This window comes from Bacillota bacterium, from assembly GCA_018333655.1.
GTDB lineage: Bacteria > Bacillota > UBA994 > UBA994 > UBA994 > BS524.
Genome location: JAGXTJ010000018.1, coordinates 16,660 through 41,941, shown reverse-complemented (window position 1 = coordinate 41,941; position 25,282 = coordinate 16,660). Strand labels below are relative to the sequence as shown.

General features: G+C 53.5%; 25 protein-coding genes and 3 tRNA genes. All 28 read left to right on the top strand.

The features are described from left to right. The first annotated feature begins 386 nt into the window (after positions 1-386). Positions 387-563, top strand: coding sequence for a 30S ribosomal protein S21 (gene rpsU / locus KGZ92_03810; protein ID MBS3888413.1), 177 nt, complete (start codon positions 387-389; stop codon positions 561-563). Positions 564-742: 179 nt separating this feature from the next. Beyond that, entirely contained in the window at positions 743-1,429 is a 687-nt protein-coding gene (locus tag KGZ92_03805; protein MBS3888412.1) for a response regulator transcription factor, read from the top strand. Then, the gene (locus KGZ92_03800; GenBank protein ID MBS3888411.1) at positions 1,422-3,140 is read left to right on the top strand and encodes a HAMP domain-containing protein; all 1,719 of its coding nucleotides are present in this window, start codon (positions 1,422-1,424) and stop codon (positions 3,138-3,140) included. The genes KGZ92_03805 and KGZ92_03800 overlap by 8 nt, the downstream gene beginning before the upstream one ends. Positions 3,141-3,252: 112 nt before the next feature. Further along, positions 3,253-3,534: a sporulation protein YqfC gene (locus KGZ92_03795; GenBank protein MBS3888410.1), complete on the top strand. Its 282-nt coding sequence runs from the start codon at positions 3,253-3,255 to the stop codon at positions 3,532-3,534. Further along, positions 3,524-4,690 (top strand): sporulation protein YqfD, encoded by a 1,167-nt coding sequence (yqfD, locus tag KGZ92_03790; protein MBS3888409.1) that lies wholly within the window; start codon positions 3,524-3,526, stop codon positions 4,688-4,690. The genes KGZ92_03795 and yqfD overlap by 11 nt, the downstream gene beginning before the upstream one ends. Continuing rightward, the gene (locus KGZ92_03785; protein ID MBS3888408.1) at positions 4,677-5,672 is read left to right on the top strand and encodes a PhoH family protein; all 996 of its coding nucleotides are present in this window, start codon (positions 4,677-4,679) and stop codon (positions 5,670-5,672) included. Before yqfD ends, KGZ92_03785 begins: the two co-directional genes overlap by 14 nt. Beyond that, the gene (locus KGZ92_03780; GenBank protein ID MBS3888407.1) at positions 5,673-7,772 is read left to right on the top strand and encodes an HDIG domain-containing protein; all 2,100 of its coding nucleotides are present in this window, start codon (positions 5,673-5,675) and stop codon (positions 7,770-7,772) included. Further along, positions 7,717-8,205: an rRNA maturation RNase YbeY gene (gene ybeY / locus KGZ92_03775; protein ID MBS3888406.1), complete on the top strand. Its 489-nt coding sequence runs from the start codon at positions 7,717-7,719 to the stop codon at positions 8,203-8,205. Before KGZ92_03780 ends, ybeY begins: the two co-directional genes overlap by 56 nt. Beyond that, positions 8,202-8,570: a diacylglycerol kinase family protein gene (locus KGZ92_03770; GenBank protein MBS3888405.1), complete on the top strand. Its 369-nt coding sequence runs from the start codon at positions 8,202-8,204 to the stop codon at positions 8,568-8,570. Before ybeY ends, KGZ92_03770 begins: the two co-directional genes overlap by 4 nt. Positions 8,571-8,676: 106 nt before the next feature. Continuing rightward, a complete protein-coding gene (locus KGZ92_03765; protein ID MBS3888404.1) occupies positions 8,677-9,720 on the top strand; it encodes a DUF881 domain-containing protein in 1,044 nt (347 codons plus the stop codon). Between the two features lie 51 nt (positions 9,721-9,771). Then, positions 9,772-10,173 carry a cytidine deaminase gene (gene cdd / locus KGZ92_03760; protein ID MBS3888403.1) on the top strand — a complete coding sequence of 134 codons (402 nt, stop codon included), beginning with the start codon at positions 9,772-9,774 and terminating at the stop codon, positions 10,171-10,173. After that, positions 10,170-11,057, top strand: a complete 888-nt coding sequence (gene era, locus KGZ92_03755) for a GTPase Era (GenBank protein MBS3888402.1) — start codon at positions 10,170-10,172, stop codon at positions 11,055-11,057. The genes cdd and era overlap by 4 nt, the downstream gene beginning before the upstream one ends. 7 nt (positions 11,058-11,064) lie before the next feature. After that, positions 11,065-11,736, top strand: coding sequence for a deoxyribose-phosphate aldolase (gene deoC / locus KGZ92_03750; GenBank protein ID MBS3888401.1), 672 nt, complete (start codon positions 11,065-11,067; stop codon positions 11,734-11,736). Further along, complete coding sequence (gene recO / locus KGZ92_03745) at positions 11,723-12,475, top strand: DNA repair protein RecO (protein ID MBS3888400.1); 753 nt, start codon at positions 11,723-11,725, stop codon at positions 12,473-12,475. The genes deoC and recO overlap by 14 nt, the downstream gene beginning before the upstream one ends. Before the next feature lie 4 nt (positions 12,476-12,479). Continuing rightward, positions 12,480-13,115, top strand: coding sequence for a CBS domain-containing protein (locus KGZ92_03740; protein ID MBS3888399.1), 636 nt, complete (start codon positions 12,480-12,482; stop codon positions 13,113-13,115). Positions 13,116-13,126: 11 nt separating this feature from the next. Further along, positions 13,127-13,945: a kinase/pyrophosphorylase gene (locus KGZ92_03735; GenBank protein MBS3888398.1), complete on the top strand. Its 819-nt coding sequence runs from the start codon at positions 13,127-13,129 to the stop codon at positions 13,943-13,945. Positions 13,946-13,978: 33 nt separating this feature from the next. After that, positions 13,979-15,763 (top strand): DNA primase, encoded by a 1,785-nt coding sequence (dnaG, locus tag KGZ92_03730; protein ID MBS3888397.1) that lies wholly within the window; start codon positions 13,979-13,981, stop codon positions 15,761-15,763. A 31-nt stretch (positions 15,764-15,794) separates the two neighbouring features. Further along, positions 15,795-16,913 (top strand): RNA polymerase sigma factor RpoD, encoded by a 1,119-nt coding sequence (gene rpoD, locus KGZ92_03725; protein ID MBS3888396.1) that lies wholly within the window; start codon positions 15,795-15,797, stop codon positions 16,911-16,913. Positions 16,914-16,979: 66 nt separating this feature from the next. Further along, positions 16,980-17,054: transfer RNA gene (locus KGZ92_03720), tRNA-Asn, on the top strand. Between the two features lie 5 nt (positions 17,055-17,059). Next, a tRNA-Ile gene (locus tag KGZ92_03715) sits at positions 17,060-17,136 on the top strand. Positions 17,137-17,286: 150 nt separating this feature from the next. Then, a tRNA-Val gene (locus KGZ92_03710) sits at positions 17,287-17,362 on the top strand. 336 nt (positions 17,363-17,698) lie between these two features. Beyond that, complete coding sequence (locus KGZ92_03705; protein ID MBS3888395.1) at positions 17,699-18,433, top strand: hypothetical protein; 735 nt, start codon at positions 17,699-17,701, stop codon at positions 18,431-18,433. 8 nt (positions 18,434-18,441) lie between these two features. Next, positions 18,442-19,125, top strand: coding sequence for a CpsD/CapB family tyrosine-protein kinase (locus KGZ92_03700; GenBank protein ID MBS3888394.1), 684 nt, complete (start codon positions 18,442-18,444; stop codon positions 19,123-19,125). A 44-nt stretch (positions 19,126-19,169) separates the two neighbouring features. Next, a complete protein-coding gene (locus KGZ92_03695; GenBank protein MBS3888393.1) occupies positions 19,170-21,053 on the top strand; it encodes a polysaccharide biosynthesis protein in 1,884 nt (627 codons plus the stop codon). A gap of 66 nt (positions 21,054-21,119) precedes the next feature. Next, positions 21,120-21,728, top strand: a complete 609-nt coding sequence (locus KGZ92_03690) for a sugar transferase (protein ID MBS3888392.1) — start codon at positions 21,120-21,122, stop codon at positions 21,726-21,728. A gap of 20 nt (positions 21,729-21,748) precedes the next feature. Next, positions 21,749-22,204, top strand: coding sequence for a GNAT family N-acetyltransferase (locus KGZ92_03685; GenBank protein MBS3888391.1), 456 nt, complete (start codon positions 21,749-21,751; stop codon positions 22,202-22,204). Positions 22,205-23,302: 1,098 nt separating this feature from the next. Beyond that, positions 23,303-24,073, top strand: a complete 771-nt coding sequence (locus KGZ92_03680) for a GNAT family N-acetyltransferase (protein MBS3888390.1) — start codon at positions 23,303-23,305, stop codon at positions 24,071-24,073. Positions 24,074-24,115: 42 nt separating this feature from the next. Continuing rightward, positions 24,116-25,243, top strand: coding sequence for a DegT/DnrJ/EryC1/StrS family aminotransferase (locus KGZ92_03675; GenBank protein ID MBS3888389.1), 1,128 nt, complete (start codon positions 24,116-24,118; stop codon positions 25,241-25,243). The last annotated feature ends 39 nt before the right edge of the window (positions 25,244-25,282 follow it).

The window sequence follows — 25,282 nt, the reverse complement described above, 5'->3', positions numbered from 1 at the left end:
TCACAAGATATGTTCTTCCGCTGTCCTTGCGGTACGATTTCTTGAGGTACATCTACGAAAACCTCCTTCAGCCTATAGCTACTAGCATCATAACATATTATGCCAATTTATGCTACTGAAAAATGAAGGAAAAACTAAAAAAATATACCCCTGCAGCCTTGTAGCTCAAGGGTCTTCAGACTTGCCGTAAAAAAGGACCTGTCAAACTAACGTAAAAAAGGACCTGTCAAACTAACGGGTGTATGCGGCCCTCAAGGAAGAGTAGTGCGCGGTATTTTCTAACGTGTTGACACCTCCCTAATCGCAGGTTATAATTACGAAAGTGTATAGATTAACTACCCGTGACTTCTCCGAGCATTCGTGAGTGGCGGAGGGAGGGAAATTTAATGTCAGAAGTTAAAGTAAGGAAAGACGAAAGCCTTGACCAAGCACTCAAGCGCTTTAAGCGCCAGTGCCAAAAGTCAGGCGTACTTTCCGAAGTGCGCAAGCGTGAACATTATGAGAAGCCTAGTGTGCGCCGTAAGAAAAAGTCTGAGGCGGCCCGCAAGCGTAAATTCACGTAAAGCAGAGTAGCATAAACTGTGCTTTATAGATAAAAACCCACTGACCAGCAGAGCTCGGGCAGGTGGGTTTTTGTTATATCTAGAGATTCTGAAACGAGATTCTTGAACAACAAAAATTCACAATTACGCATTATAATCGTGGAGAGTGTACGTTTATAGAAGCAAGGGGGGCCTCCTCTGTGTCATCTATCTTAATTGTTGAAGACGAAAACTACTTGGCCGAATTAATGAAAGCCTACCTAGAGCGCGAGGGGTACACCGTCTTTGTCGCCCTCGATGGCCAGATCGGCCTCTCTCTCTTTCGCGAGAAACGTCCCAGCCTTGTGCTGCTAGATATTATGCTGCCCGCGATAGACGGCTGGGAGTTTTGTCGACAGGTGAGGCTTAGTTCTAAGGCGCCCATCATTATGTTGACAGCCCGCACCACCGAAGAAGACAAGCTGCGGGGGCTAGAGATGGGTGCCGACGATTACATCACCAAGCCCTTTAGTCCGCGCGAGTTGGTGGCGAGGGTGAGGGCGGTCCTCAGGCGAACGCTACCCGAAGACGAGCGCTCGCAGGTAGTTGCCATGGCCGAGCTCACCATGGACCATGCCCGTCGCTCGGTCACCGTAGGCGCACAGGCCGTAGAGCTGACCGCCAAAGAGTTCGAGGTCCTCTGGGCGCTAATTCGCCACCCCGGGCAAGTCTTTTCGCGACAGCAGCTGCTCGATATGGTCTGGGGCTACGAGTTTTATGGCGACTCACGCACTGTAGACACCCACATCAAGAAAGTTAGGCAAAAGCTTGAGTGCGTGGGGCGATACTCTTATGTGCAGACAGTGTGGGGCGTTGGCTACAAGTTCGAGGTGCGCGACAATGCCTAAGAGTTTGTGGGGCCGCCTCTTTGGTAGTTACTTGGTCGTCGTGCTCCTCACCGTTTCGGTGAGCGGTTTTCTTATCGCTTACCTGGTGGAGAATGTCGTAGTGGGGCAAAGGCTGCGCGACCTGTCGCGCCAGGCCTCGCGCATCGCCCTCAGTTTCGGCACCGAAGACCTCGGTTTCAACATGAGCCTGCGGCAGTGGGCCCTCCTTCGCCAAGTAGTAGACGAAGACTTTTGGGTGGTCAACGATGAGGGCGTAATCGTGGCGTCTTCTGCACCCATGGCACGCTTGGTGGGACGTGCCTTGCCTGTGGAGGAATGGCGCAAGCTCGGGCGCGGCGAGGCCATCGTTCTCAGGCAAACCCACCACCTGCTGCAAGCTCCGTACCTGCTGGTGGGCATACCCGTTGTGCAGCGCAACATAACCATAGGGGCCATCTACATTCACTCGCCCCTAGCTGGCATTGACCAAGCCATGGCTGAAGTAAGACGCACCATTGCGCTGTCGGGCTTAGCCGGCGTACTTGGTGCGCTACTCTTAAGTTTTTGGCTGGCGAAAGGTATGACGGCGCCCCTAGGAGCCTTAGCCATGGCCACTACCCGGTTGTCGCGGGGAGACTATACAGGCAGCATTCTGCCGACGGGCATAGCCGAGATTGACTCTCTGGGAGATGGGTTTAACGCCTTGCGCCACAACTTGGCCACAGCTGTAACAGAGCTCGCGCAAGAGAAGGAGCAGGCTCATGGCATCCTGCAAAACATGACTGAAGGCGTGGTTCTCTTTGGGGCGGATGGGGCTGTACTGCAAATAAACCCAGTGGCCAGAGAATTACTCAAATATAATCAGTCCTCTCTAGAATTATCGCGCGCCTTGCGTCTGGCGTGGTCATCACAGGGTAGCGAACAGGTAGAAGAAGAATTAAAGCTCGGTGAGCGCACCTTGCTGGTGCGAGCTTCTTCACTTGTCAGTCGCGAAAAAGTGTGGGGTGCAGTGGCTGTCCTTATTGACATTAGCTCGCGCCAAGAGCTCGAGGACGCGCGGCGGGGTTTTGTGGCCATCGTCTCACATGAGCTACGCACGCCTCTAGCCCATATACAAGGCTATATAGAGGCTGTTCTCGATGGCGTGGCCGTAGACGAAAAGGCTAAATCAGAGTATCTGCGCGTGGCCCTTAGCGAGACGCTGCGGCTCGGTCGTATCAGTCAAGACCTCCTTACTTTGGCGCAAAGCGACGCGCGCACGCTCTCACTCCGCCGGCTTCCGCTGCCGCTCATGAACTACATCGAAGAAGTGGTAACCCCCTGGCGGCGCCTAGCCGAAAAAAACGGCATCACTTTTGTAGAAAGTGTGTACGCCACAGGCTCTCTCCTAGCTGACCCAGACCGCATGAAGCAGGTGCTCGACAATCTCTTTGAGAACGCCTTCGCCTATACCAGCGCCGGCCATGAAGTCGGCATTTCGGTAGAACAAGATGAAAGGCAGACCGTGATCATCGTCCATGACACAGGCTGTGGCATACCCCCCGAGTCTTTGCCCCATATTTGGGAGCGATTTTATCGCTCCGACAGCTCGCGCACCCGCCTGCACGGAGGCAGTGGCCTGGGTCTAGCCATTGTCAAAGAGCTCATCGAACTGCACAAGGGTAAGATCAGCGTAGCTAGTGAAACAGGGCGCGGCACGCGCTTCATCATAACTTTGCCACACCTTGCCTAAAGACATGGCAAGTATCACGACCCTCCGCCCTCTCCGCAACGGACGCCCTTCCGGGCGTCTTTTGTTATTCCCCGGCTGTTAAAGACATAAGTTGAAGAGAGGGGGGCTGACTATGCGGGGGTGGCGGGGCTTTTTTAACTCGATGCTCGATATGCCGGAAGAAATGGTCTTTAATTTGCCACGCCTGACCATGGTGGGCAACAGGCACTTGATTGTAGAAAACTATCTATGCATACTGGCTTTCGAGCTCGTTGGCTTAAGAATTGCCGTTAAAGGAGGTAGTCTTACGATACAAGGGGACGATTTGACCTTGCTCAGTATAGGGCGAGAGGAAGTAGTCGTGGCAGGCAAGATCACTATACTAAGGTATGAGACAGACAACCATGAGAAATAACTGGTGGACCTTTCTCTTTGGCGTACTAACCCTCCGCATCGGCGGCGAAGGACGCATAGACTTTATCAACAGCTGCCACCGTCTGCTCCTACCGCTGTGGAGAGTCAAAGTGCGGCACGACCACATTACTCTCTCTACCAGCATCAAAGGCTTCTTTGCTATGCGCAAGCTTGCGCGCCGCAACCGCTGCTCGGTGCGCGTGGTGCGACGCCATGGCTTACCGTTCTTTATGCAGCGCATGTACCGACGATGGTCTTTTGCCTGTGGGATACTTGTCTTTGCGCTGCTTATCTGGCTTCTCTCGAATATTGTCTGGTTTATCGACATTGAGCCTAGCGTAGCTATATCATCGGCCGAAATAGCCCAAGTAGCCAAGGAGCAAGGCTTATATATAGGGGCATGGCGCGAAAGAATAAAAACAGAGGAGGTCACGCAGGCCCTGCGCGTAAAGTTCCCCGAGTTAGTTTTTGTGGCCGTCTCCTTGCGCGGTAGTCGGGCCGAAATTAAACTAGTGGAGCGCGAGACCATCATTCCCCCCCATCGCCCGCCAGGGGACATAGTCGCCGCCAAGAACGGGCTCCTAACCCGCTTAATCGCCTACACAGGGCAGGCCGTGGTCAATGCAAATGCTACTGTTACGGCCGGTCAAGTGCTCATTAGCGGTCGCATGGTCATTAATGGCCAGACTATGCCGCCCGTCCATGCTCTTGGCATGGCCGAGGCCCGCGTGTGGTACGAGGCCAAGGGGCAGGCCACAACGCATAGACAGCAGAGAAGCTTCACCGGCCGGGTAGCTGTGGGTACCTGGCTAGGTGCGGGCGAGGCGAGAGTCCACCTTTCTGGGGTATCGACATCGCCCTTTCCGTACTACGATGCCGTCACAGAGAAAAGGATTGTGGCGCCTTTCGTCGAACATGTAGTTGTGACCTTCCGCGAGCAAGTAATGCAGATGGAGGCAGTTTCGCGCGAGCAAGTCCTAGCCGATGCCCGCGCGCAAGCCGAGCAGAACCTTAGGCTTATTGTTCCGCCACAGGCACGCATAGTCGAAAGAAAACACCATGAAGAATGGTCGCCAACGGCAACAGAGGTGACCGTCACCATCACCGTAGAAACTCTCGAAGACATAGGTAAGTTCGTCGCACATGCAGATCATTGAGGAGGGCATTTGCATCGAAGCTAAAGCAGTGAAACTTGTCATCCGTGACAACAGCGAGGCAGCCGCGCTACTTGGCCTGCACGATGAGCATGTCAAAGCGATTGAGGCAGTTTTTCCTGTAGGCATATACTGTAAAGACAACGAATTATTGATTACGGGTGCTCGCGAAAATGTTCGCAAAGTAGAAGACGTTGTCAGGGGCATGCTCGAACTCTTACGTAGCGGCGGCAGCCTTAGCCTTGGCGATGTCACCTACCTCTTGCGGCTAGCAGAAGCTCCGCAGGGCATCAAAATGAGTGAATTAGTTAACGGCTTGGTCGTGCAGACTTTTCGCGGCAAACAGGTAAAGCCAAAGACACTCGGGCAGAAACAATATGTAGAGGCCCTGCGCAAGCATGACATTGTTTTTGGCATCGGCCCGGCCGGCACAGGCAAAACATATCTCGCCATGGCCCATGCCGTGGCTGCTCTCAAGGCGCGCGAAGTAAGCCGCTTAGTGCTCACGCGCCCCGCCGTCGAGGCCGGCGAGAAACTCGGTTTCTTACCGGGCGACCTACAAGATAAAGTCGACCCCTACCTGCGTCCCCTCTATGATGCCCTATTTGACATCTTGGGTATTGAGACCTTTACCAAGCACATGGAAAAAGGCGTAATTGAAGTTGCGCCCCTAGCTTACATGCGCGGGCGCACTCTAGACGACGCCTATGTTATCTTGGATGAGGCGCAAAACACCTCGCCCGAACAGATGAAAATGTTCTTAACGCGTTTGGGTTTTGGCTCGCGCGCTATCGTCACTGGTGACGTGACCCAAATTGATTTGCCTAGGGGTAAGCTTTCGGGGCTAGATGACGCCCGTGCCGTCTTAGCAGGTATAGAGGGAATCTCCTTTGTCTACCTCACCTATCAAGATGTAGTCAGGCACACCCTAGTGCAGAAGATTATCCAGGCTTATGGAGAGAGTTCCCAACGGGAAGGTGATTAAGTGTCATATCTCACGCTTTTGTGGCATCGCTTTGTGGAGCAGAACAAGGCCTATCGCTATACTTTGTTGGGGGTAGTGTTCGTCTCCTGCGCAGCCATGCTCACAGCGACATTAGTACCAGATAGCGTCCCACTGCGAGTGGGGCAGGCCAGCCTCTCTTTTGTCGGCGCACCACGACGGGTTGAAGACAGGTACACTACAGAAGCCCTCAGGCAGAACGCTAGGGCCGCTGTTGGCGAAGTCTACGATCAAGACAATGCAGCCGTGACCGAGGTGCTCGACAAGGTCGAAGACACCCTAGTGCGTTTGGCAACAATTGCCGCCGCAGACATGTCCGAGGCCGCCCGCCTAGAGGCGGCGCGGGCGCAGTTACCCCTAGCCTTGCCTGAGAACATCATTAAGATCGGGTTCAGGGTCGATGCGGTCGCTCGACAAGATCTCCTGCTCGAGTTAACGCAGGTACTAGAGCCTCTCTACAGGCTAGGCATCAAAGAGGACGGCATGGAGCTAGCGCGATCACGCCTGCGCGAGGCCTTGCGCGAGACGCCCCTTAGTAGTGATGAGCGGGGCCTACTGGCAGCCCTAGTTCCCCCGCTTATGACGCCTAATTTGCGCCTGAACGAGGTCGCTACCGAGCGCGAGAGAGAAGCGGCAGCAAGGCTTGTGAGCCCTATTTTCTTGCAGAAGGGCCAAAAAATCATTGGCCAGGGTGAAATAGCTACGACGAGAGAGATTACCCTGCTGAGCGACCTCGGCCTACTGCGCACGGGCTTTAATTTTCGCGCCATAGCGGGCGTAATGCTGCTAGTTCTCTTAATACTGCTCTTTCCCTTAGCCTATCTGTACTTTCACTATCGTGCTGTCTACGCCTCCACCGCGCAGCTAGGGCTGATTGCCGTCATCTGCCTAGGTGTAGCCTTTATTTCTTTTGCTCTCGCCGGGGTAACGGGCTACTTGATGCCGGTGGCCGCCGCCAGCATGCTCATTGCCGTCCTAGTCGATGCCAGAGTTGGCATCGGCATTGGTGTGGCGCTAAGCCTCTTGGTGGCCGGTTTTACCGGGTTTGAACCGCGGTTTTTCGTGGTGGCGCTGCTTGGTTCGGCTGCTGGTATCTATGCCGTGTCTAGTAGTGAGCTTAGGCGCAGCCTCGTGCAGAGCGGGCTCGTAGTCGGCGGCGTCAATGCCGTGACGGTGGCTGCCTTTGCTCTTTTATCAGGTGACGTACTACAGCTAGCACTGCGAGACACCTTCTTTGGCCTCACTAATGGCTTGCTCTCCGCCATTCTTACCATCGGTACCTTGCCCTTCTTAGAGAACGCCTTTGGGGTGGTTTCAAGCATCAAATTAGCCGAGCTGGCCAATCCGCAGCATCCCTTACTGAGGCGCCTGCTCATTGAGGCCCCGGGCACCTACCACCATAGTTTGATTGTAGCTAATTTGGCAGAGTCAGCTGCCCTGCAAGTTGGTGCCGACCCCCTGCGCACTAGGGTCGGAGCCTACTACCACGATGCAGGTAAAGTAGAGCGACCTTACTTCTTTATTGAAAACCAACTGGTGGCCGAAAACCCCCACGACGATTACTCGCCTCATTTAAGTGCACTAATTATTACTAGCCATGTAAAGGACGGAGTTAAGTTAGCGCGTCAACACAAGTTGCCCGAAGTAATAATTGATATTCTACGCGAACATCATGGCACCTCAGTCGTACAGTATTTTTATAACAAGGCGCAAAAGGCCGACCACGATACCAAAGAAGACGACTTCCGTTACGAAGGGCCGCGACCAAGGAGCAAAGAAGCGGCCATCGTGATGTTGGCCGATGTAGTTGAAGCCGCCGTACGGGCGATGACCGCCCCAACACCACTTAAAATAGAACAAAGGGTGCGCTCCCTACTGCGCGATAAGCTACATGCTGGCCAGCTAGATGAAAGTGAACTTACGTTAAGAGATATCGATAAAATCGGTTCGGCTTTTATAAGCCACCTCACAGGGATCTTTCACCGGCGGATTGAATACCCAGAGCAGCAAGGAGGAATGATGCTCGATGCAGGTACTATGGAGCAACGAACAAGACCAACTATCACTCCCCAGCGCTATTGACGATCTACTGCACCGTGTCGCGGCACGAGCGGCAGAAGTGTTTAACTTCCCAGAGCATAGTGAGCTCAGCATCGCTTTTGTCGATGACGCGGCCATCAGTCAGTTAAATCAAGAGTATCGCGGCAAAGCTGGGCCCACTGATGTTTTGTCCTTTGCTTTCGCCGCCTCAGGCGAGCCCCATCTAGCTACGGCAGACAAGCCACTACTACTTGGCGATATCGTCATTTCGCTAGAGAGGGCCGCGGCCCAAGCCACGTCTTTTGGCCACAGCTTAGAGCGCGAAATTGCCTTCTTGCTGGCTCATGGGCTGGCCCACATTGCCGGCCTAGACCATGATCTTGAAAACGAAGGCGAAATGAAAGCCGTGACCGAAGCCCTGTTAGAGAGCGTTGGGGTGGAGCGTTCGACGCTCCACCTTGGTATGGAGCGATGAAAGCCCCGCACCGCCTTACCGATAGCTTTAGAGACGCCCTCATAGGCATAGCCACCGCCTTCAGAGAAGAAAAAAACATGCGCATTCATTTTGCCGTGTTCTTTATTCTGCTCGGCGCCTCTTGGTACGCGGGGCTAAACAGATGGGAGTGGGCCTTAGTGCTGCTCGCCGCCGGGCTGGTTATCACTAGCGAAATGCTAAATTCTGCTGTGGAGCGCGTGGTCGACTTAGTCGAGCCCAACTTTCATCCCCTCGCGGCCCTCTCTAAGCGTCTTGCTGCCGGGGGTGTACTCATTGCCGCGCTCACCGCAGTCGCTATTGGCGCCATTGTTTTTTGGCCGCGGCTCTATACGCTCTGGCGTTAGCTGTTACTAGGCAGTTCTACACATGTATCAACCTCGAGCGCTATATAATGCAGTATAGTAGGCATGTAGGTAGGCCATGTTTACCTGTACAGGGGGGCGTAGAACAGTGAAAGTAAGCGTGTTGCAGAGAGAGCGGCCTTGGCTTACGATGGTCGTCGCGGTCGTCCTACTCATTAATACCCTTATGCTCGGGCGTAGTTTCAACCTCTATCGTTTGCCGGGGGAGGCCGATGCTGCGGCCACTGCACGCGCTGGGGCAGAACTCGTTATCGATCATTTGACGAGAATCGCGGAGAGTGATGGCTTAGATAAGAATCGGGCCATGCAAGACACCCTGGCGGTGATGCTGTTTGAGGTGAACAAGGCTCGCACGGCAGACGAAGTATCGCAGTCTTTGCAGCGGGGGATACTTGAGGCGCAGACGGTGATGGCGAGAGAAGCCGAAAATTTGCGGCGCGAGGCCATCGTCACCCTGTTACGCACACAAGGTCCCGTAAAGAACCTGCGGGGCAAGGCGACGCTCACCGTTAGCCGCGAGGAAGGGCGCGAGGTGCTCGTTAAAGGTCCGCCCGACATGGTTACGCCAGCGCTTCTAAGGGAGCTAAACGGCCACCGCGCCCTAGCACGCAATTTCTCCCTCATTAATATAGAGATCGAAAATGGGCAGGTACGTGCACCCCTGCCGCGCTCACTTACCGACCGGTTGACCTCGCTAGAGCAAGAAGCCGCTACCCTGCGCCTAGAGCTGCAGGCTCTACGTACCCAAGCGGGGCACCTGCCCTTGACTGGTGCCGGGGTGCGCATCAAGGTTTTTGACGCTTTTCGGGGTCTTGATGCCGCAGAGATTGTCCACGATGGCGATGTGCGCGATATTGTCAACGAGTTGCTGGCCGCAGGTGCCTCGGGTATTGCCGTAGGCGAACAGCGTCTTATCGCTACTTCTTCTATACGCTGTGCCGGTCCGGTCATACTGGTGAACCAGCGTCCCATTGTAGTGGACCCAGTACTCATCGAAGCCGTGGGCGATAGTGCCGTACTATATTCAAGTCTCAGTCTCGTGAGAGCAAGCTTGCTCACTACGCGAGGGGTACAAGTCGATGTTGTGCCGGTGCGTAACATGACCTTGCCAGCTTTTTTGCCGTCTAGGTAGGGCGGGGTGGGAATAATGGTATACTAGTGATTTAAGAGGTGGAAAAAGACCATGCACAATGAATTGATTAAGGCGGCACAAGAGGCCCTAACCAGAGCGTACGCACCTTACTCTGGCTACAGAGTAGGTGCGGCGATTTTGAGTGGGGGCCAAATTTACCTAGGGGCCAATGTCGAGAACGCTTCCTACGGGCTCTCCATGTGTGCCGAGAGATCTGCCGTGTTTGCAGCCATTTCTGCCGGTGCGCCGCGCTCTATAGAGGCCGTGGCCATCGCTATCGAGAAAGGCCTGCCCTCACCATGCGGTGCCTGTCGACAGGTACTGCGCGAGTTTGGCGAGGATTTTCCGGTTTACTTGGTGGGCGGTGACGGGCAAGTGCACGAGACAAGCCTTGCCAAATTACTGCCCGATTCTTTTGGTCCGCAGTCGCTCACAAAGGGGGAAATCAATTGACGTTTCATTCAGGTTTTGTGGCCGTGGTAGGCCGGCCTAATGTGGGCAAGTCCACACTGCTAAATCGGGTACTAGGCGAAAAAATACTTATCGTCAGCGACAAGCCGCAGACCACCCGTAACAAAATTCGCTGCATTTTCTCAGAGGACAACTTGCAAGTCGTTTTTTTGGACACGCCAGGCATACATAAGCCACAGCACAAGCTAGGCGAGCAACTGGTGCAAAACGCGGTCAGCAGCTTGTCCGAGGTCGATCAGGCTTGGTTTGTGGTCGAGCCTAGCACGAGCGTAGGCAAGGGTGACCAGCACATCATCGACTTGTTCCCAGAGAACGCCCATGTAGTTCTCGTCGTCAACAAGGCCGATACCGTTTCTGCCGACGAAGTTAGGCGCACTCTCGATGCCTACTTGGGCGTTTATCGGTTCAAGGCTGTCTTTGTCGTCTCGGCCTTGCAGGGCCAAGGGGTAGACGATCTCTTAGCCTACATGCGGCTAAACCTGCCCGTAGGGCCCCAGTACTACCCCACCGATATGATTATCGATCAGCCCGAACGTTTTGTGGCGGCTGAAATGATCAGAGAGAAGCTGTTAGAGTTAACGCGCGATGAAGTGCCGCATTCCCTAGCTGTGGTTGTCGAGAGCATGGCCGACAAGGGCAACTTCGTGCATGTCTCAGCTAACATCTATGTCGAGCGCGAGTCGCAAAAAGGCATAGTCATCGGCAAGCAGGGCGCACTTCTTAAGGCCGTCGGCATAGCCGCACGCCGTGATATGGAGGCCTTGCTAGGCAGTCAAGTCCACTTAGAATTGTGGGTAAAGGTACGCAAGGGTTGGCGCAACAAAGAGCTCGACATTCAGCGCCTTGGTTACGAGAGAGAAAGGTAGTGTTGGGATGCAAGCAAGAGAAGTAGCAAAATATATCGATCACACCATACTAAAGGCCGACGCCACCCCGCGCGACATCGAAAAGCTCTGCCACGAAGCCAATCAGTACGGTTTTGCGGCTGTGTGCGTCAACGCCTGCTACGTGCCCTTGGTTAAGAGCATCGTTCATGACGATATTCATGTCGCCAGCGTGGTTGGCTTCCCATTAGGCGCCACTTCGACCTATAGCAAGTGCCAAGAAACCAAGCAAGCCATTTTAGACGGGGCCAGCGAAATAGACATGGTCATTAATATCGGCTGGGCTAAGGCAGGTATGTGGGCCGAAGTAGAAGCCGACATTCGTGCCGTGGTACTCGCAGCCGCGCCTGTTGGCGTCAAGGTTATTCTTGAGACCGCCCTCCTAAATGACGAAGAAAAGATAGCCGTGTGCAGCGCCTCTAAAAGAGCAGGGGCAGCTTTTGTCAAGACCTCTACCGGGTTTGGCCCCGCTGGCGCTACCTTGCCCGACGTCGCTCTTATGCGCCGCACCGTCGGCCCCGACGTTATGGTCAAGGCCTCGGGGGGAGTACGCAATTTAGATACTTTGCTCGCCTTCGTTGCCGCTGGCGCTAATCGCATTGGTACTAGTTCTGGCGTAGCCATTGTGGAGGAAAGCCAAGCTCAGAATGCCACAACTTAAGGGCGAAGGCCTAGTGCTCCGGTCTTACAACTTGGGGGAGTGGGATAGGCTACTCTTAATACTGGTCGCCGGCCATGGCAAGGTGCGCGCGGTAGCAAAAGGTGCCCGCAAGGTACAGAGTCGTTTTGCGTCTGTCACCCAGCCCTTCTCGCACCTGCGTTTCACCCTCTACCAAGGAAAATCTCTCTACACCCTAAGTCAGGTAGAGATGGTCGAGGGTTTTCGCCCCCTGCGTGAGAACTTAGACAAAATTGCCTTTGGCCTCTACATGATGGAGCTCGTGGATTTATCTTTGGTCGATGGGCAGAGCCATGACGACATCCTAAGTCTACTCACGGCCTGCCTTCATATCTTGTGTCATAGTGAGCGCCACGAGCTGCTTTTGGCGTTCTTTACGCTTCGTTTGCTAAGCCGGCTCGGTTTCGCCGTCAGCGTGGAGCATTGTATGGAATGCGGCAGTGAGGCAGGCCAAAAACTTGTGCTGGCGGCTCCAGGGTTTCTCTGTCCCACCTGCAGCAACAGAGCGCAGAGCCAAAGTCTGGTCACTGTCAGTAAAGAAGCTCATCACTTGCTCCTGGCATTAAGCGAAGGCAGCTGGCGCCGCCTGGAAACATGGCCGGAGCCCGCGCCCGCCGAGCGCGAGGTGGCTGTGCTACTAGACCGCATCATGACCCACAAGTTAGAGCGAACACCCGAGAGTCGTGCCTTTTTGGCGGAGCTACGAAGGGGAACGAGGTGAAGCCATGCAACTTACGCCACGGCAAGGTAGCATCTTAGAGAGAGTAAAGCAGTCTCAGCCTATCACTGCCGAAGACCTCGCCGCCGAACTAAAAGTGTCGCGTGCCACCATACGGGGCGATCTCGCCATCCTGACCATGTCCGGCTACTTAGAAGCCCGCCCGCGGGTGGGCTACACTTACGCTGGTCGAGAGCAGGGGGGGGAGGCCTTAGCCCGTCTCCTAGAACTCTGTGTGCGCGAAGTACAGAGCGTACCCGTAGTAGTTAAGGCCACTTCCTCTTTGTATGATGCCATCGTGGCCACCTTTGTCGAGGACACCAACACCCTCTTTGTGGTCGACGAGGCTGCACGTCTCCTAGGCGCACTCTCGCAGAGCGACCTCCTGCGTAGCTCCATCGGTCAGGTCGACCTACACAGAATGCCAGTCAGTGTCATTATGACCCGCAGCGCTAACTTGGTGACTCTACAACCGGACGAAACCATTTTGTCCGCCACGCGTAAGCTCAGAACCCATGGTTTAACTTCGCTACCGGTCACCAAAGTAGTACAGACAGCAGCTGGCCAGCACCTCGAGGTGACCGGGGTCATTTCACTGCGTACCATCAATGCCTTACTCGCCGAAGTGGCGGAAATACGCTAGGAGGTTGTATTGTGGAGAGAAAGAGCGTCCTCTATGTTGTGTCTGACTCGTTAGGCGAGACAGCACATCGTGTGGCCCGTGCTGCCGTCAGTCAGTTTGACAATCATATGGAGTACAAGCGCATTTCCTACGTTTCAAGTATCGAGGCGCTAGATGAAGTAGTCGACGAGGCCAAGCTGCATCGCTCTCTCGTCATCCATACCCTGGTGCTGCCCGAGCTTAGGCAGCATGTAAATACCCGCTGCGCCGCAGCGGGGGTAGGTGTGGTCGACGTACTAGGGCCCATGATGGACGGCTTGGCGACCATCGCTCAGTCGTTACCCAAACTTCAGCCTGGGCGTATCTATCAGTTAGATGAAGAATATTTCCGCGAAGTCGAGGCGGTGGAGTTTGCCGTAAAGTACGACGACGGCAAAGACCCGCGCGGCTTGCTCAAGGCCGACTTAGTCTTGCTTGGCGTGTCACGCACCTCCAAGACACCCCTCAGCATGTACCTCGCGCATCGCGGGTACCGCGTCGCCAATGTGCCTCTCGTACCCGAGGTCAACCCACCAGAAGAAATCTTTCTGGTGGACCCCGCGCGCATCTTTGGCTTAACCATTAGGGCCGATGAGCTCCAAGCCATCCGGCAAGAACGCCTAAAGGCCCTTGGCCTGGCCAGTAATGCTAGCTATGCTAGCTTCGAGCGCATCAGAGAAGAGCTCTCTTTCGGCGAAGGCGTGATGCGCAAAGCCGGGTGTAGAATAATTGACGTCACCAAGAAAGCCGTTGAAGAAACCGCCTCAAAGATTATTGAGTACTACAATCGCCGTGAGCGTTCCGACAAGTAAGCCGGCATAAAGCTTCGGCAGAAAGGTGGCCGCATGCCAAGTTACCCTAGAGAATTTGTCGAGCTCGTGCGCTCTAGCGCCGACATAGTGCAGGTGGTCGGTGAAGCCGTGCGTCTAAACAAGAAGGGCCGAGATTACTGGGGGTTGTGCCCTTTTCATGGGGAGAAAACCCCCTCTTTTAAAGTCAGCCCCGAAAAGCAAATGTACTACTGCTTTGGTTGCCACGCCGGGGGCAATTCGCTCAGCTTTCTCATGGAGCACCACAAGCTGTCCTTTAACGAAGCCTTAGAACGTCTCGCCGAAAGAGCGGGGCTCGAGATGCCCACTAGTCAAGTCGATGATGCGGCGTTCTTGGCCAAGCGCCGTGAGCGCGAACGCGATATCAGGGTCATGGAGTGGGCGGCCGACATATACTACCGCCAACTGCAGAACGCCTCCTTAGGGCGTGAGGCACGCGAATACTTAATCAAGCGGGGCCTTTCCCCCGAACTTATGGCCGAGCTTAAAATTGGCTACAGCCTGCCGCCATGGCGCACCCTGCTCGAGCGCGCCGAGAAAGACGGCTTCACGCCAGAAGAGCTACTGCGGGTAGGGTTAGCTGTAGCGGGGGATAAGGGCCTCTACGACCGTTTTCGGCATCGTATCATGTACCCTATTCGTAATCGCCAGGGCCAGGTCATAGCCTTTGGGGGTCGTGTGCTCGATGACACGCAGCCTAAGTACCTAAACTCGCCCGAGACAAAGCTATTCCACAAGGGACATGAGCTCTATGGGCTAGATAGGGCAGGCAAGGCTATCTCTAAAGCAGGGTATGCCGTCATAGTGGAGGGGTACATGGATGCCATAGCAGCGTGGAAGCACGGCCTAGACAATGTCGTGGCGTCGCTTGGCACGGCGCTAACTATAGAACAAGTGACGATCTTAAAGCGCTACGCCGATCGCCTTATACTCTGTTATGACACCGATGATGCGGGTGTGGCCGCCACCATGCGGGGCATTGAAGTAGTGCGTCGCCTAGGTCTTAGTGGCGGCGTCGCCAGCTTAGGCACGAGCAAAGACCCAGACGACTACTTGCGCACCCACAGCAAAGAGGATTTTTTGGTCAGAGTATCGCAAGAGAGCATACCCTTTACAGAGTACCGCATTGCCAGTCTTGCCAAGTCGCACGATACGCTTACCCCAGAAGGGCGGGGTGCTTTTGCGGCCAGTGTCGCCAAGCTGCTCTCCGAGGTCGAGAACGCCGTAGAGCGAGAAGGCTACTTAGATAAAGTTATGCATCAGTACCACCTGCCGCGGGAGTCTTTTCGGCAGGAACTAGCTAAAGTCATGGGTAAATCACCTAGTTCGGATAAACTTTCCAAAGGGCGGCATAATATTTCTGGTAAAGATGTGGCGTTGCCCAAGGCGGGTTGGCTTAAGGCGGCCCGCACCCTGCTCTACCTCATGGCCACACAGCCCCTGCTGCGCGGCGAAATCGCTCGCCGGTGGAGTGACCTAGGGTTTAGCGATGACAAGCATCGTCTCTTAGCAGCGTGGATGGCCGAAGACCTCACCTTAGCCGATGATCCGGTAGCTCTGGCACACGAGTTAGAGGGCATCTTAAAGTCCGAACTTCTTATTGCGCTAAGTGAGCAAATTTTAGAGGAAAACACTACTAGCATGGCGAATGAATGTTTTATCGCTTTAGAAGAGCATAGTCTGTCTTTGCAGATAGCGCAAATTGACCGCGAGATAGAATCGGCCCAAAGTAGCGAAGAAAGAAACCAATGGTTAAAAGAACGTACCGACGCAGTTCTCCGTAAGAAGAAACTTAGATAGAGAGAGTTGCCCAACTGGGGGGGTTGTTTCCTTGAACAAGAAAGAAATTCAGCTTGAAGCTATTAAGAACCTGATTGAGCGGGGGAAGAAGAGCGGGGTGCTCACCTACAAGGAAGTGAGCGACCAGCTGAATGAAGTGGAGCTCGAACCAGATCAAATCGAGGAGCTATATGAGGGGCTAGCGGGCCTAGGCATCGACGTGGTCCCTGAGCGTGGGCTGAACGAGGCCTTGGTGCCCATTGAGCCAGACGGAGTCATCTTGCGCGCCGTTATTCCCGATGAAGAGGTAGAGCAGGGTGAAATCGGCATACCCGATGGTGTGCGCCTCGATGATCCGGTTCGTATGTACCTTAAAGAGATTGGCCGCGTGCCTCTCCTTACTTCCGACGAAGAAGTAGAGTTGGCCAAACGCATGGAGAGCGGCAACATGGACGCGAAGCGTCGCTTGGTAGAGGCTAACTTGCGCCTCGTCGTCTCCATCGCCAAGCGCTATGTAGGCCGGGGCATGTTGTTTCTTGACTTAATCCAGGAAGGCAACCTTGGTCTCATGAAGGCCGTTGAGAAATTCGATTACCGCAAGGGCTACAAATTCTCAACCTACGCCACCTGGTGGATTCGCCAAGCCATAACCCGCGCCATCGCCGACCAAGCCCGCACCATTCGCATACCCGTGCACATGGTCGAGACGATTAATAAACTCATCCGTGTGACGCGTCAGCTCTTGCAAGAGCTAGGTCGCGAGCCCACCCCCGAAGAAGTCGCCGCCGAAATGGGCATGCCCGTTGAGCGCGTGCACGAAATTCATAAAATTGCGCAAGAGCCCGTTTCTCTCGAAACACCCATCGGTGAAGAAGAGGACTCGCACCTAGGCGATTTTATCCCCGATGAAGACGCCCCCGCTCCCGCGGAGTCGGCGGCCTATGCCATGTTGCGCGAGCAGCTTGAAGACACCCTTTCGACTTTAACAGTGCGCGAGCAAAAAGTCTTGCGGCTGCGCTTTGGTCTAGAGGACGGCAGGCCGCGCACCCTAGAAGAAGTAGGGCATGAGTTTGGCGTCACGCGCGAGCGCATCCGCCAAATCGAGGCCAAGGCACTGCGCAAATTGCGCCACCCGAGCCGCAGCAAGTGGCTACGAGACTTCTTAGAATAATTTTTAGCGCAATTTTTCATTGACGACAAGGCGCGTTTTGCGTATAATTGTTCTTGTGTCAGAGATTCCTCAGTAGCTCAATGGCAGAGCAATCGGCTGTTAACCGATAGGTTGTAGGTTCGAGTCCTACCTGAGGAGCCATTTTTGGGCCCATAGCTCAGTTGGTCAGAGCGGTCGGCTCATAACCGATTGGTCCTAGGTTCGAGTCCTAGTGGGCCCACCATTTCAAGAGACAAGAGGCAAGAAATAAGAAGCAAGAAGTTGGATAAGAGAAGTAAGAGGCAAGAAGTTAGAGGCAAGAAATAAGAGGCAAGAAGTTAGAAGTTGGATAAGAGAAGTAAGAGGCACGAGAAGAAGTAAAGAGAGCGCATATGGGCGATTAGCTCAGCTGGGAGAGCGCCTGCCTTACAAGCAGGATGTCGGCGGTTCGAGCCCGTCATCGCCCACCATTCAAGAGGCAAGAGGCAAGAAAATAGAAGCATGATTTAAGAGGCAAGAGGCAAGAGGCAAGAGGCAAGAGGCAAGAGATAAGAAGCAAGGAAAAGAAGAAATAAGAAGCAAGAGATAAGATAGACGTCCGCGGTGCGGACGTTTTTTGTGTTGCAGAAGTTTGACAACTGTGTCACAGACATGTTATCATCAGGTCGTTGCCTTTTTCCTGCAGATTGACATTTAAGGTAAGTAATTGTCGAAGATTGTCGAATCTTGTCGAAAAATAAGGGCAGGATTCCTATCTTATTTGTCGAAGATAGTAGTAGAACATTTCATCTTGAGAGGGGCCCTTTATGGAGAGACGTGAATTTGACGACGAAGTAACACTAGACCTCAGGCAAGTATTTTCCATCATCCGCAAGTACATAATGGTAATACTCATCGTCCCCACTGTAGCCGTTGTAATTGCCGGCATCTCCGTGTTTTTCATTTTACCGCCCATCTTCCGCGCCGAGACCACCCTCATCGTTGGGGCGCGTTCATCGGCCCAGACCACCGGCCAAGTTGTGCATTCCGACCTCCTAGCCAGCCGCCTCTTAGTTCGCACCTACCGCGAAATCGCCCGTAGCCGCACCGTAGCTCGCGAGGTTATCGATTTGCTGCGGCTAGACATCAGCACGGACGACCTTAGCAGCATGGTCGACGTAACGCTGCGTGGAGACACCGAAATTATCGCTATAACAGTCGAAAACGAAGACCCATATTTTGCGGCCCGCCTAGCCAACGCGGTGGCCATGTCGTTTCGTAGCAACACCCTGCGCATCATGAATGCCGAGAACGTAACAGTTATAGACACTGCCACCGTGCCAGAATTACCAATCAGTCCGCGCAAACTCCTCACCATGGTGGTCGCGGGTTTTGCGGGCGGTATGGCTGGGCTTGGGGCTGCTTTTGTCCTAAGTTACTTAGATAACACCTTTAAAAAGCCAGAAGATGTGCAAGAGCACCTCGGCTTGCCCCTGCTCGGCACCATACCTCTATTTAAGGCAAACGACTTTGCGAGCGAGCAAGTGGGGGCGTCAAAATGAAGCACAAAATGAAAAACCACCAGCTCATAACGAGCGACCTTTCTTCGCGGGTGGCCGAGTCCTACCGCGTACTGCGCACTAATATCCAGTTTTCCTCGCTCGACAAACCCGTCAAGACTATTTTAATCACCTCCACGGCTCCAGCCGAGGGCAAGTCCACCACCGCCGCCAATCTGGCCATCGCCTTTGCACAAACTGGTAGCAAGGTGCTCATTATAGACGGCGACTTGCGCCGGCCCTCCCAGCACAAAGTATTCAAAACAAGCAACCCACTCGGGCTCACCAACCTGCTAATGCAAAATGTAGCTACGCAGATCGCCGTGCGCGACGTCGGTGTGCCAAACCTCAAGGTAGTCAGTTCCGGCCCCATACCGCCTAACCCCTCAGAAATTATTGGTAGTGGCCGCATGCGCGACTTGCTGGATTCCTTTAAAAAAGACTTTGACATCATCATTATCGATGGCCCGCCCACCCTAGCCGTAACCGACTCAGCCATACTTTCTTCCATGGTGGATGGGGTTATTTTGGTGGTTGCCGTGGGTGAAGTAAGCAAAGAAATGGCTAACAAGGCCAAGGCCCAGCTAGCCAGTGTCAAGGCCAACATCCTTGGGGTGGTACTAAATGGTGTCGAAGGCGACTCGCAGGACGATTACTATTACTACTACTATGGCAGCCGCAGGACGAAGTCCTAGTCCACGTATCTCTAATATAAAGCGGGCGCGAAGGCAGGTGAACTATGTCAGCTAGTGTAAAATACAAGTTTCTTCTCGCTACAGGCGACGCCCTGGCCCTCGTAGTTTCCGGCGTTCTCGGGCTCTACCTCCGCTTTGATTTTCGGCCCGACGCCATCTTTATCTACACCTGGCTGCGTTACATGGTCGTCGCCGTCCCGCTCTACATCGTAATCTACTACTACTTCGGCCTCTACAGCCGCCTCTGGCGCTACGCCTCGGCCGAAGACCTCGTCACTATCGCGGGCACCGTTACCCTCGCCACAACCGCGCTCTTCGGCTTTATGTACGTAAACCCAAGCCTTAACTTTCCGCGCAGCGTCATAGTGATGTCCGCCTTTGGTAACGTAGCCGCGGTAGGGGGTATGCGCTTCATGGTGCGGTTGCTCGCCGCCTACAAAAAGAGGCCCCGTGTAACGGGCCGCAAAAAAACCCTCATCCTAGGCGCAGGCGACGCCGGTCGCATCACAGTTAAAGAGCTGGCCAAACACCCCGAAATAGACAGCCAAGTAGTAGGCTTTCTTGATGACGACAAAGGCAAAATCGGCTTAAGTATCGACAACATTCCCGTCCTCGGCCCCATGTCCTTGCTAGAGCAGATCGTGTCCTCACACGCCATTTCGCAAGTCATTATCGCTACTCCCTCTGCCCCCGCAGGCCGCATACGCGAGCTCTTTCAGCGCTGCACGGCACTTGGCATTAAGCCGCGTACCGTGCCCGGGCTGTACAGCATCATCCAAAACTGCATCGATGTCAGCACCATCCGCGAAGTACAAATAGAAGACTTGCTCCCGCGGCCCGAAATTAAAACCGACTACACCGGCATTGCTTCCTACCTCCGCGGCAAAGCAGTGCTCATCACCGGCGCAGGTGGCTCTATCGGCGCTGAGCTCAGTCGCCAAGTAGCCTGCTTCACCCCGTCTCACCTCTTACTCCTCGGGCGTGGCGAAAACAGCATCTACGAAGTACATAAAGAGCTAGTGCATAGCTTCCCCTTTCTTAAAATCACCCCACTAATAGCCGACGTACAAGACGCCCAGCGCATCGACCACCTACTGTCCGCGCACAAACCCCAGGTCGTCTTTCACGCCGCCGCCCACAAGCATGTGCCCCTTATGGAGCAAAACCCGACCGAAGCCATCAAGAACAATGTCTTCGGCACCCGTATCATGGCCGAGGCGGCCTCGCGCCACCAAGCCGAACGCTTCGTGCTCGTCTCCACCGACAAGGCCGTTAATCCCACCTCCGTCATGGGTGCCACCAAGCGTATTGCCGAACTCCTCATTCAAGGCATGAACGGACCAAACACCACCAAGTTTATGGCCGTGCGCTTTGGCAATGTGCTCGGCAGCCGCGGCAGTGTCGTGCCCCGCTTCAAAGAGCAAATCGCCCGCGGCGGCCCCGTCACCGTCACCCACCCCGAAATGACCCGCTACTTTATGACCATCCCCGAGGCCGTCAGCCTCATCATCCAAGCCGGCTCCATGGGCCAAGGCGGCGAAGTATTCGTGCTCGACATGGGCGCCCCAGTAAAGATTATGGACTTGGCGAAGGACTTAGTCACTCTCTCAGGCCTGAAGCTAGGCCAAGACATAGAGATAGCTATTACTGGGCTACGCCCAGGGGAGAAGTTGTACGAAGAACTACTGACGGCCGAAGAAGGCGTGGCTGCCACGCAGCATAAGCAGATCATGGTGGCACGGCAAAACCACCATTGCGCCATCGCCCTAGCCTCCTGCCTCAGCGAGCTGAGGGAGCTCTGCGCCGCAGGCAAAGGCTTTGATGTCTGCGCGCTAGAACACTTACTTACCCCTAAAGCCCTCGACGAAGTGGCGGCGGGTGTGGGGGGCGGGCCACTGGAACATTGCGCGGTTGTGGGGATTGATTGAGGGGATTGCCGGCTTGTTCGCTGTTAGTTTAGCATGAGAGCTATATGTTAGGGGCAGATAAGCATGATGTATAGGCGATATTTGAAGAGGTGTTTTGATTTTTCGATAGCGATTACTGCGATCGCATTGTTTTCACCACTCATGGCGCTTGTGGCGCTACTTGTGCGGCTAAAGCTCGGCAGTCCCATATTGTTTGTGCAGCCGCGGCCTGGGCTGAATGAGAAAATATTCAACATGTATAAGTTCCGGACTATGACCTCTGCTCGTGATTCGCGTGGTCAGCTATTGCCTGATTCAGAGCGACTTACCTCTTTCGGTCGGTTGTTACGTTCCACAAGTTTGGATGAGCTACCGGAACTCTGGAATGTAGTGAAGGGCGATATGTCGTTAGTGGGACCAAGACCATTGCTCGTGAAGTACTTGCCCCATTTTTCCGAACACGAAAGGCGCCGTCATACTGTTAGGCCAGGCGTCACAGGTTTGGCTCAAGTTAGCGGACGGAATAATCTGCCATGGGCACAGCGTTTTGTTCTCGATGTGCGTTATGTGGACAATCTTTCCTTTGTGCTGGATTGTAAAATATTGCTAAGCACAGTTGCACGAGTAGTCTCACGCAAAGATGTCACGGAGTGTGCTTCTAATTTAGACTTCAAGGACTTAGACATAGAGCGATAGTCTAGGGGAGGGGTGTATGTGTGGACATAAAACAGATAAACGAAGAGGAAGTAGCGGCGAATGAGTTTGAAGTACGTGCCCTTTTGTCTGAAATACTAACCGCAAATTTCTCGGATATTGAAGGTGACTTTGCTGGGGCCTACTATGATAAGTTGATTGTTTTCTTGCAGAATGGTACCGCGATACTGTTTGGAGCTTTTGATAGAGGTCAACTTGTCGGCATTTTGTGGGGGTATGAAGTTGATAATTTTGATCATAAACGTATCCACATTAACATGATAGGCGTTAAATCTGATTTTCGGGGGCAGGGTGTTGCGACTGAGCTTATGCATGCAATAGAGCATATAGCAGTTTTGCGTAACATATGTGAGCTTGAGTTGATGGTAAACGCTTGTAATGATCGTGCTGTACGCTGCTACCAGAAGGGGGGATATTACGTGGAGCGCTACAAGATGCTCAAGGTTTTGTCTAAATGATAATTAAGATTCTTAAGGGAAGACCAAATTCTAGTTGGCATAGTCTTAAGTGGTGCATTGCGACAAAGCACTAGTTGCCCTTGTAGATGTGCCCTTTTACTTGGTGCAGTATCGCGGCATTAATGGTTAAATCTCCCTGGCTTATGGGCTGGTCCGCGCGCGAAGGGAATGGCATGTTGGATCCAGTTTCTCAAGAACCCTCACTTCGCACAGGATTTTATCGAAGGACGGAAGAATTAGAAGTGGACATTTCCAGTCTCGAATCACTCCTTGTAGGGTGCGATCAAGGTCACCGTGCCGTTATGTTAGTTAATTACTTTGGATTTACTGATGCGAGAGATCTCTGAGTCCTCGACTTGGTAAAGCAGCATCGAGCGGTTCGTACTGACGATAATGCGCATGGGGTTCTTTCATTCTATCGTCGGGCAGTTAATCTGTCAGAGATAACTTTTTTTCTTGGCACAAAGTCTTCCATCCCACCTTTGCGAAATATTCGTCATGCAGAAGCACTTGCTTTGTCGCGTTCTATTTTAAACTTGCCAGTTCATCCAGATGAGGATAAATCTTACTACCCCGACCTCATAGATGCGCTGATTAATTGTTGTTGGGTAAGTGGCTGACACTAGAGCTGGACAAAGCACATCCTTGTCTGCAAGGGTAGTATTGCGACTCGTCTCAACAAATTTGCTAATAGTGTAGAGTAGTTGACTTAGTTTATGTAACGCCAGTAGGGATCTGCTTTGTTGCTGTTCTGTGTTGCAGGGCGTATGTTGATTGTTAAGAGAGGGACCTTAGAGGAGTAGTATGATGGAAACTTACGCGTGGGGAGTAATTCTAAACAACAACACCTGTAGTGACGAGAGAATTTGGCAAGAAGTTGTGCGCAGCAGGTTTTCGAATGAACCGATGCACCTGCCTGGCTACGCGAGTCTTTTCGCAAGACCAAGTGATAGGGTAATGTGCGCACTTTGTATTTCTGATTCTGGCTCAGTGATATATCCTTTTGTATTAAGGCCTTTGCATATAGAGAAGTTCACTCCCGCCCACCTTGGACATTCTTGGGACGTAGTATCGCCATACGGATATGGCGGCCCCATTTTGCTAGGGGGACAGCCTTCTAGCCAGAGCGTTAGCGCATTTTGGCAAGGCCTAACTGAATGGATGATGTCCCATAAAGTGGTCTCCGAATTTGTGCGCTTTCCATTGGGTGGACATGACAATGCTGGCTATCCAGGAGAAATTGAAGTCAGAGGGCGAAATGTTGTCAGGCGATTAGACACGGGCATTGATGTTTGGATGGAGTTTGATCATAAGGTACGGAAGAACGTGAATCGTGCACGGGAGCTCGGAGTTGAAGTGGTATACGACGAAGGCTCAAGACTCGAACACTTCATTAGCATTTATACTAGCACAATGGCACGACGATCCGCAGACTCACGCTACCATTTTGACGCAAGGTTTTTTTCGCAGATGCAGCACACTCTGGCAGACAACTTGAAGTTTTTCTATGCCATAGTAGAGGGTAAAGTTGTTTCCACGGAGCTAGTACTGCTCTCCGAAAAAACGATCTACTCCTTTCTGGGGGGTACAGACGAGAGCTATTATAGATACCGGCCCAATGATCTATTAAAGTACGAGATTATTCGATGGGGGCAGTATACAGCCCGCGAACAATATGTACTTGGCGGGGGTTATTGTGGAGAAGACGGGATTTTTCAATACAAACATAGTTTTGCCCCGAAAGGCTGCATCGATTTTAAGGTGGGCAAACGGATATTGGATGAGAAAGTGTTTGCCGAGTTAGTATGCGCCCGTGAAAAGTATTCTCAGCCCATAAATCACGACTTCTTTCCAAGTTATCGCTCTTAGCGACTTCAATCCAGTAAGGCGCACTAATTTAAGGGGGCATTTATGAGTAAACGCATCTACCTCTCCCCTCCTCATATGAGCGGGCTAGAGATGGAGTATATCAAAGAGGCATTCGACTCTAACTGGATTGCTCCCCTAGGGCCACAAGTCGACGCTTTTGAGCAAGAGATTTGTCGCTACGTGGGTGCTGCGCACGGCTTGGCTCTCACCTCAGGTACGGCCGCCATTCACCTTATCTTGCGCTACCTCGGTGTGGGGCAAGGAGATTATGTGTTTTGTTCAAGCCTTACTTTCGCCGGTAGCTGCAACCCCATTATGTACCAACAGGCGACGCCGGTGTTTATAGATGCCGAGCCAAGCAGCTGGAATATGTCCCCCCGCGCGCTAGAAGAAGCCTTTCACTGGGCGGCAGAGCAGGGCAAGTTGCCGAAGGCAGCAATAATTGTCGACCTCTATGGTCAGAGCGCCGACTACGAAGCGCTTCTACCTATATGCCAGAACTATGGTGTGCCGGTCATTCAAGATGCCGCCGAGGCGCTCGGGGCCACCTACCAAGGCAAGCAATGCGGTTCGCTCGGGCACTTCGGCGTTTTTTCGTTTAACGGCAACAAAATTATCACCACCTCGGGCGGCGGCATGGTGGTCTCAAACGATGAAGCGGCCCTACGTAAAATGCGTTACTGGGCTACTCAAGCCCGCGAGCCCGCACTCCACTACGAACATGTGGATTACGGCTACAACTACCGCCTCTCTAACATCTGTGCCGCCATCGGGCGGGGGCAGCTAGCCGTACTTCACGAAAGAATCACCGCTCGGCAGCAGATCTTTGCGCGATACGCAGCAGCCTTCGCTAACACCCCACTTCGCCTTCTGCCCATTATGCCCTACGGCCAGCCAAACTACTGGATGACCGCCGTCACTATATACCCCGCAAGCGAAGTTACCCCCCGCGACATTGTCCTGTGCCTGCAGGAGCAGAACATCGAGGCCCGCCCCCTGTGGAAGCCCATGAACCTGCAGCCAGTCTTTTCGGCCTACCCCTTCTTCCCGCACCACACTGATGTCGGCGCCGAGCTTTTTGCCCAAGGGGTCTGCTTGCCTTCAGGCTCAAGCCTAACTGAAGATGAACAGGCGAGGGTGATCGCGGGAGTTATGGCGATAGTGGATTAAGGTCAGTTAGTGGCGATGGTAATGCACCGCGGCCGACGA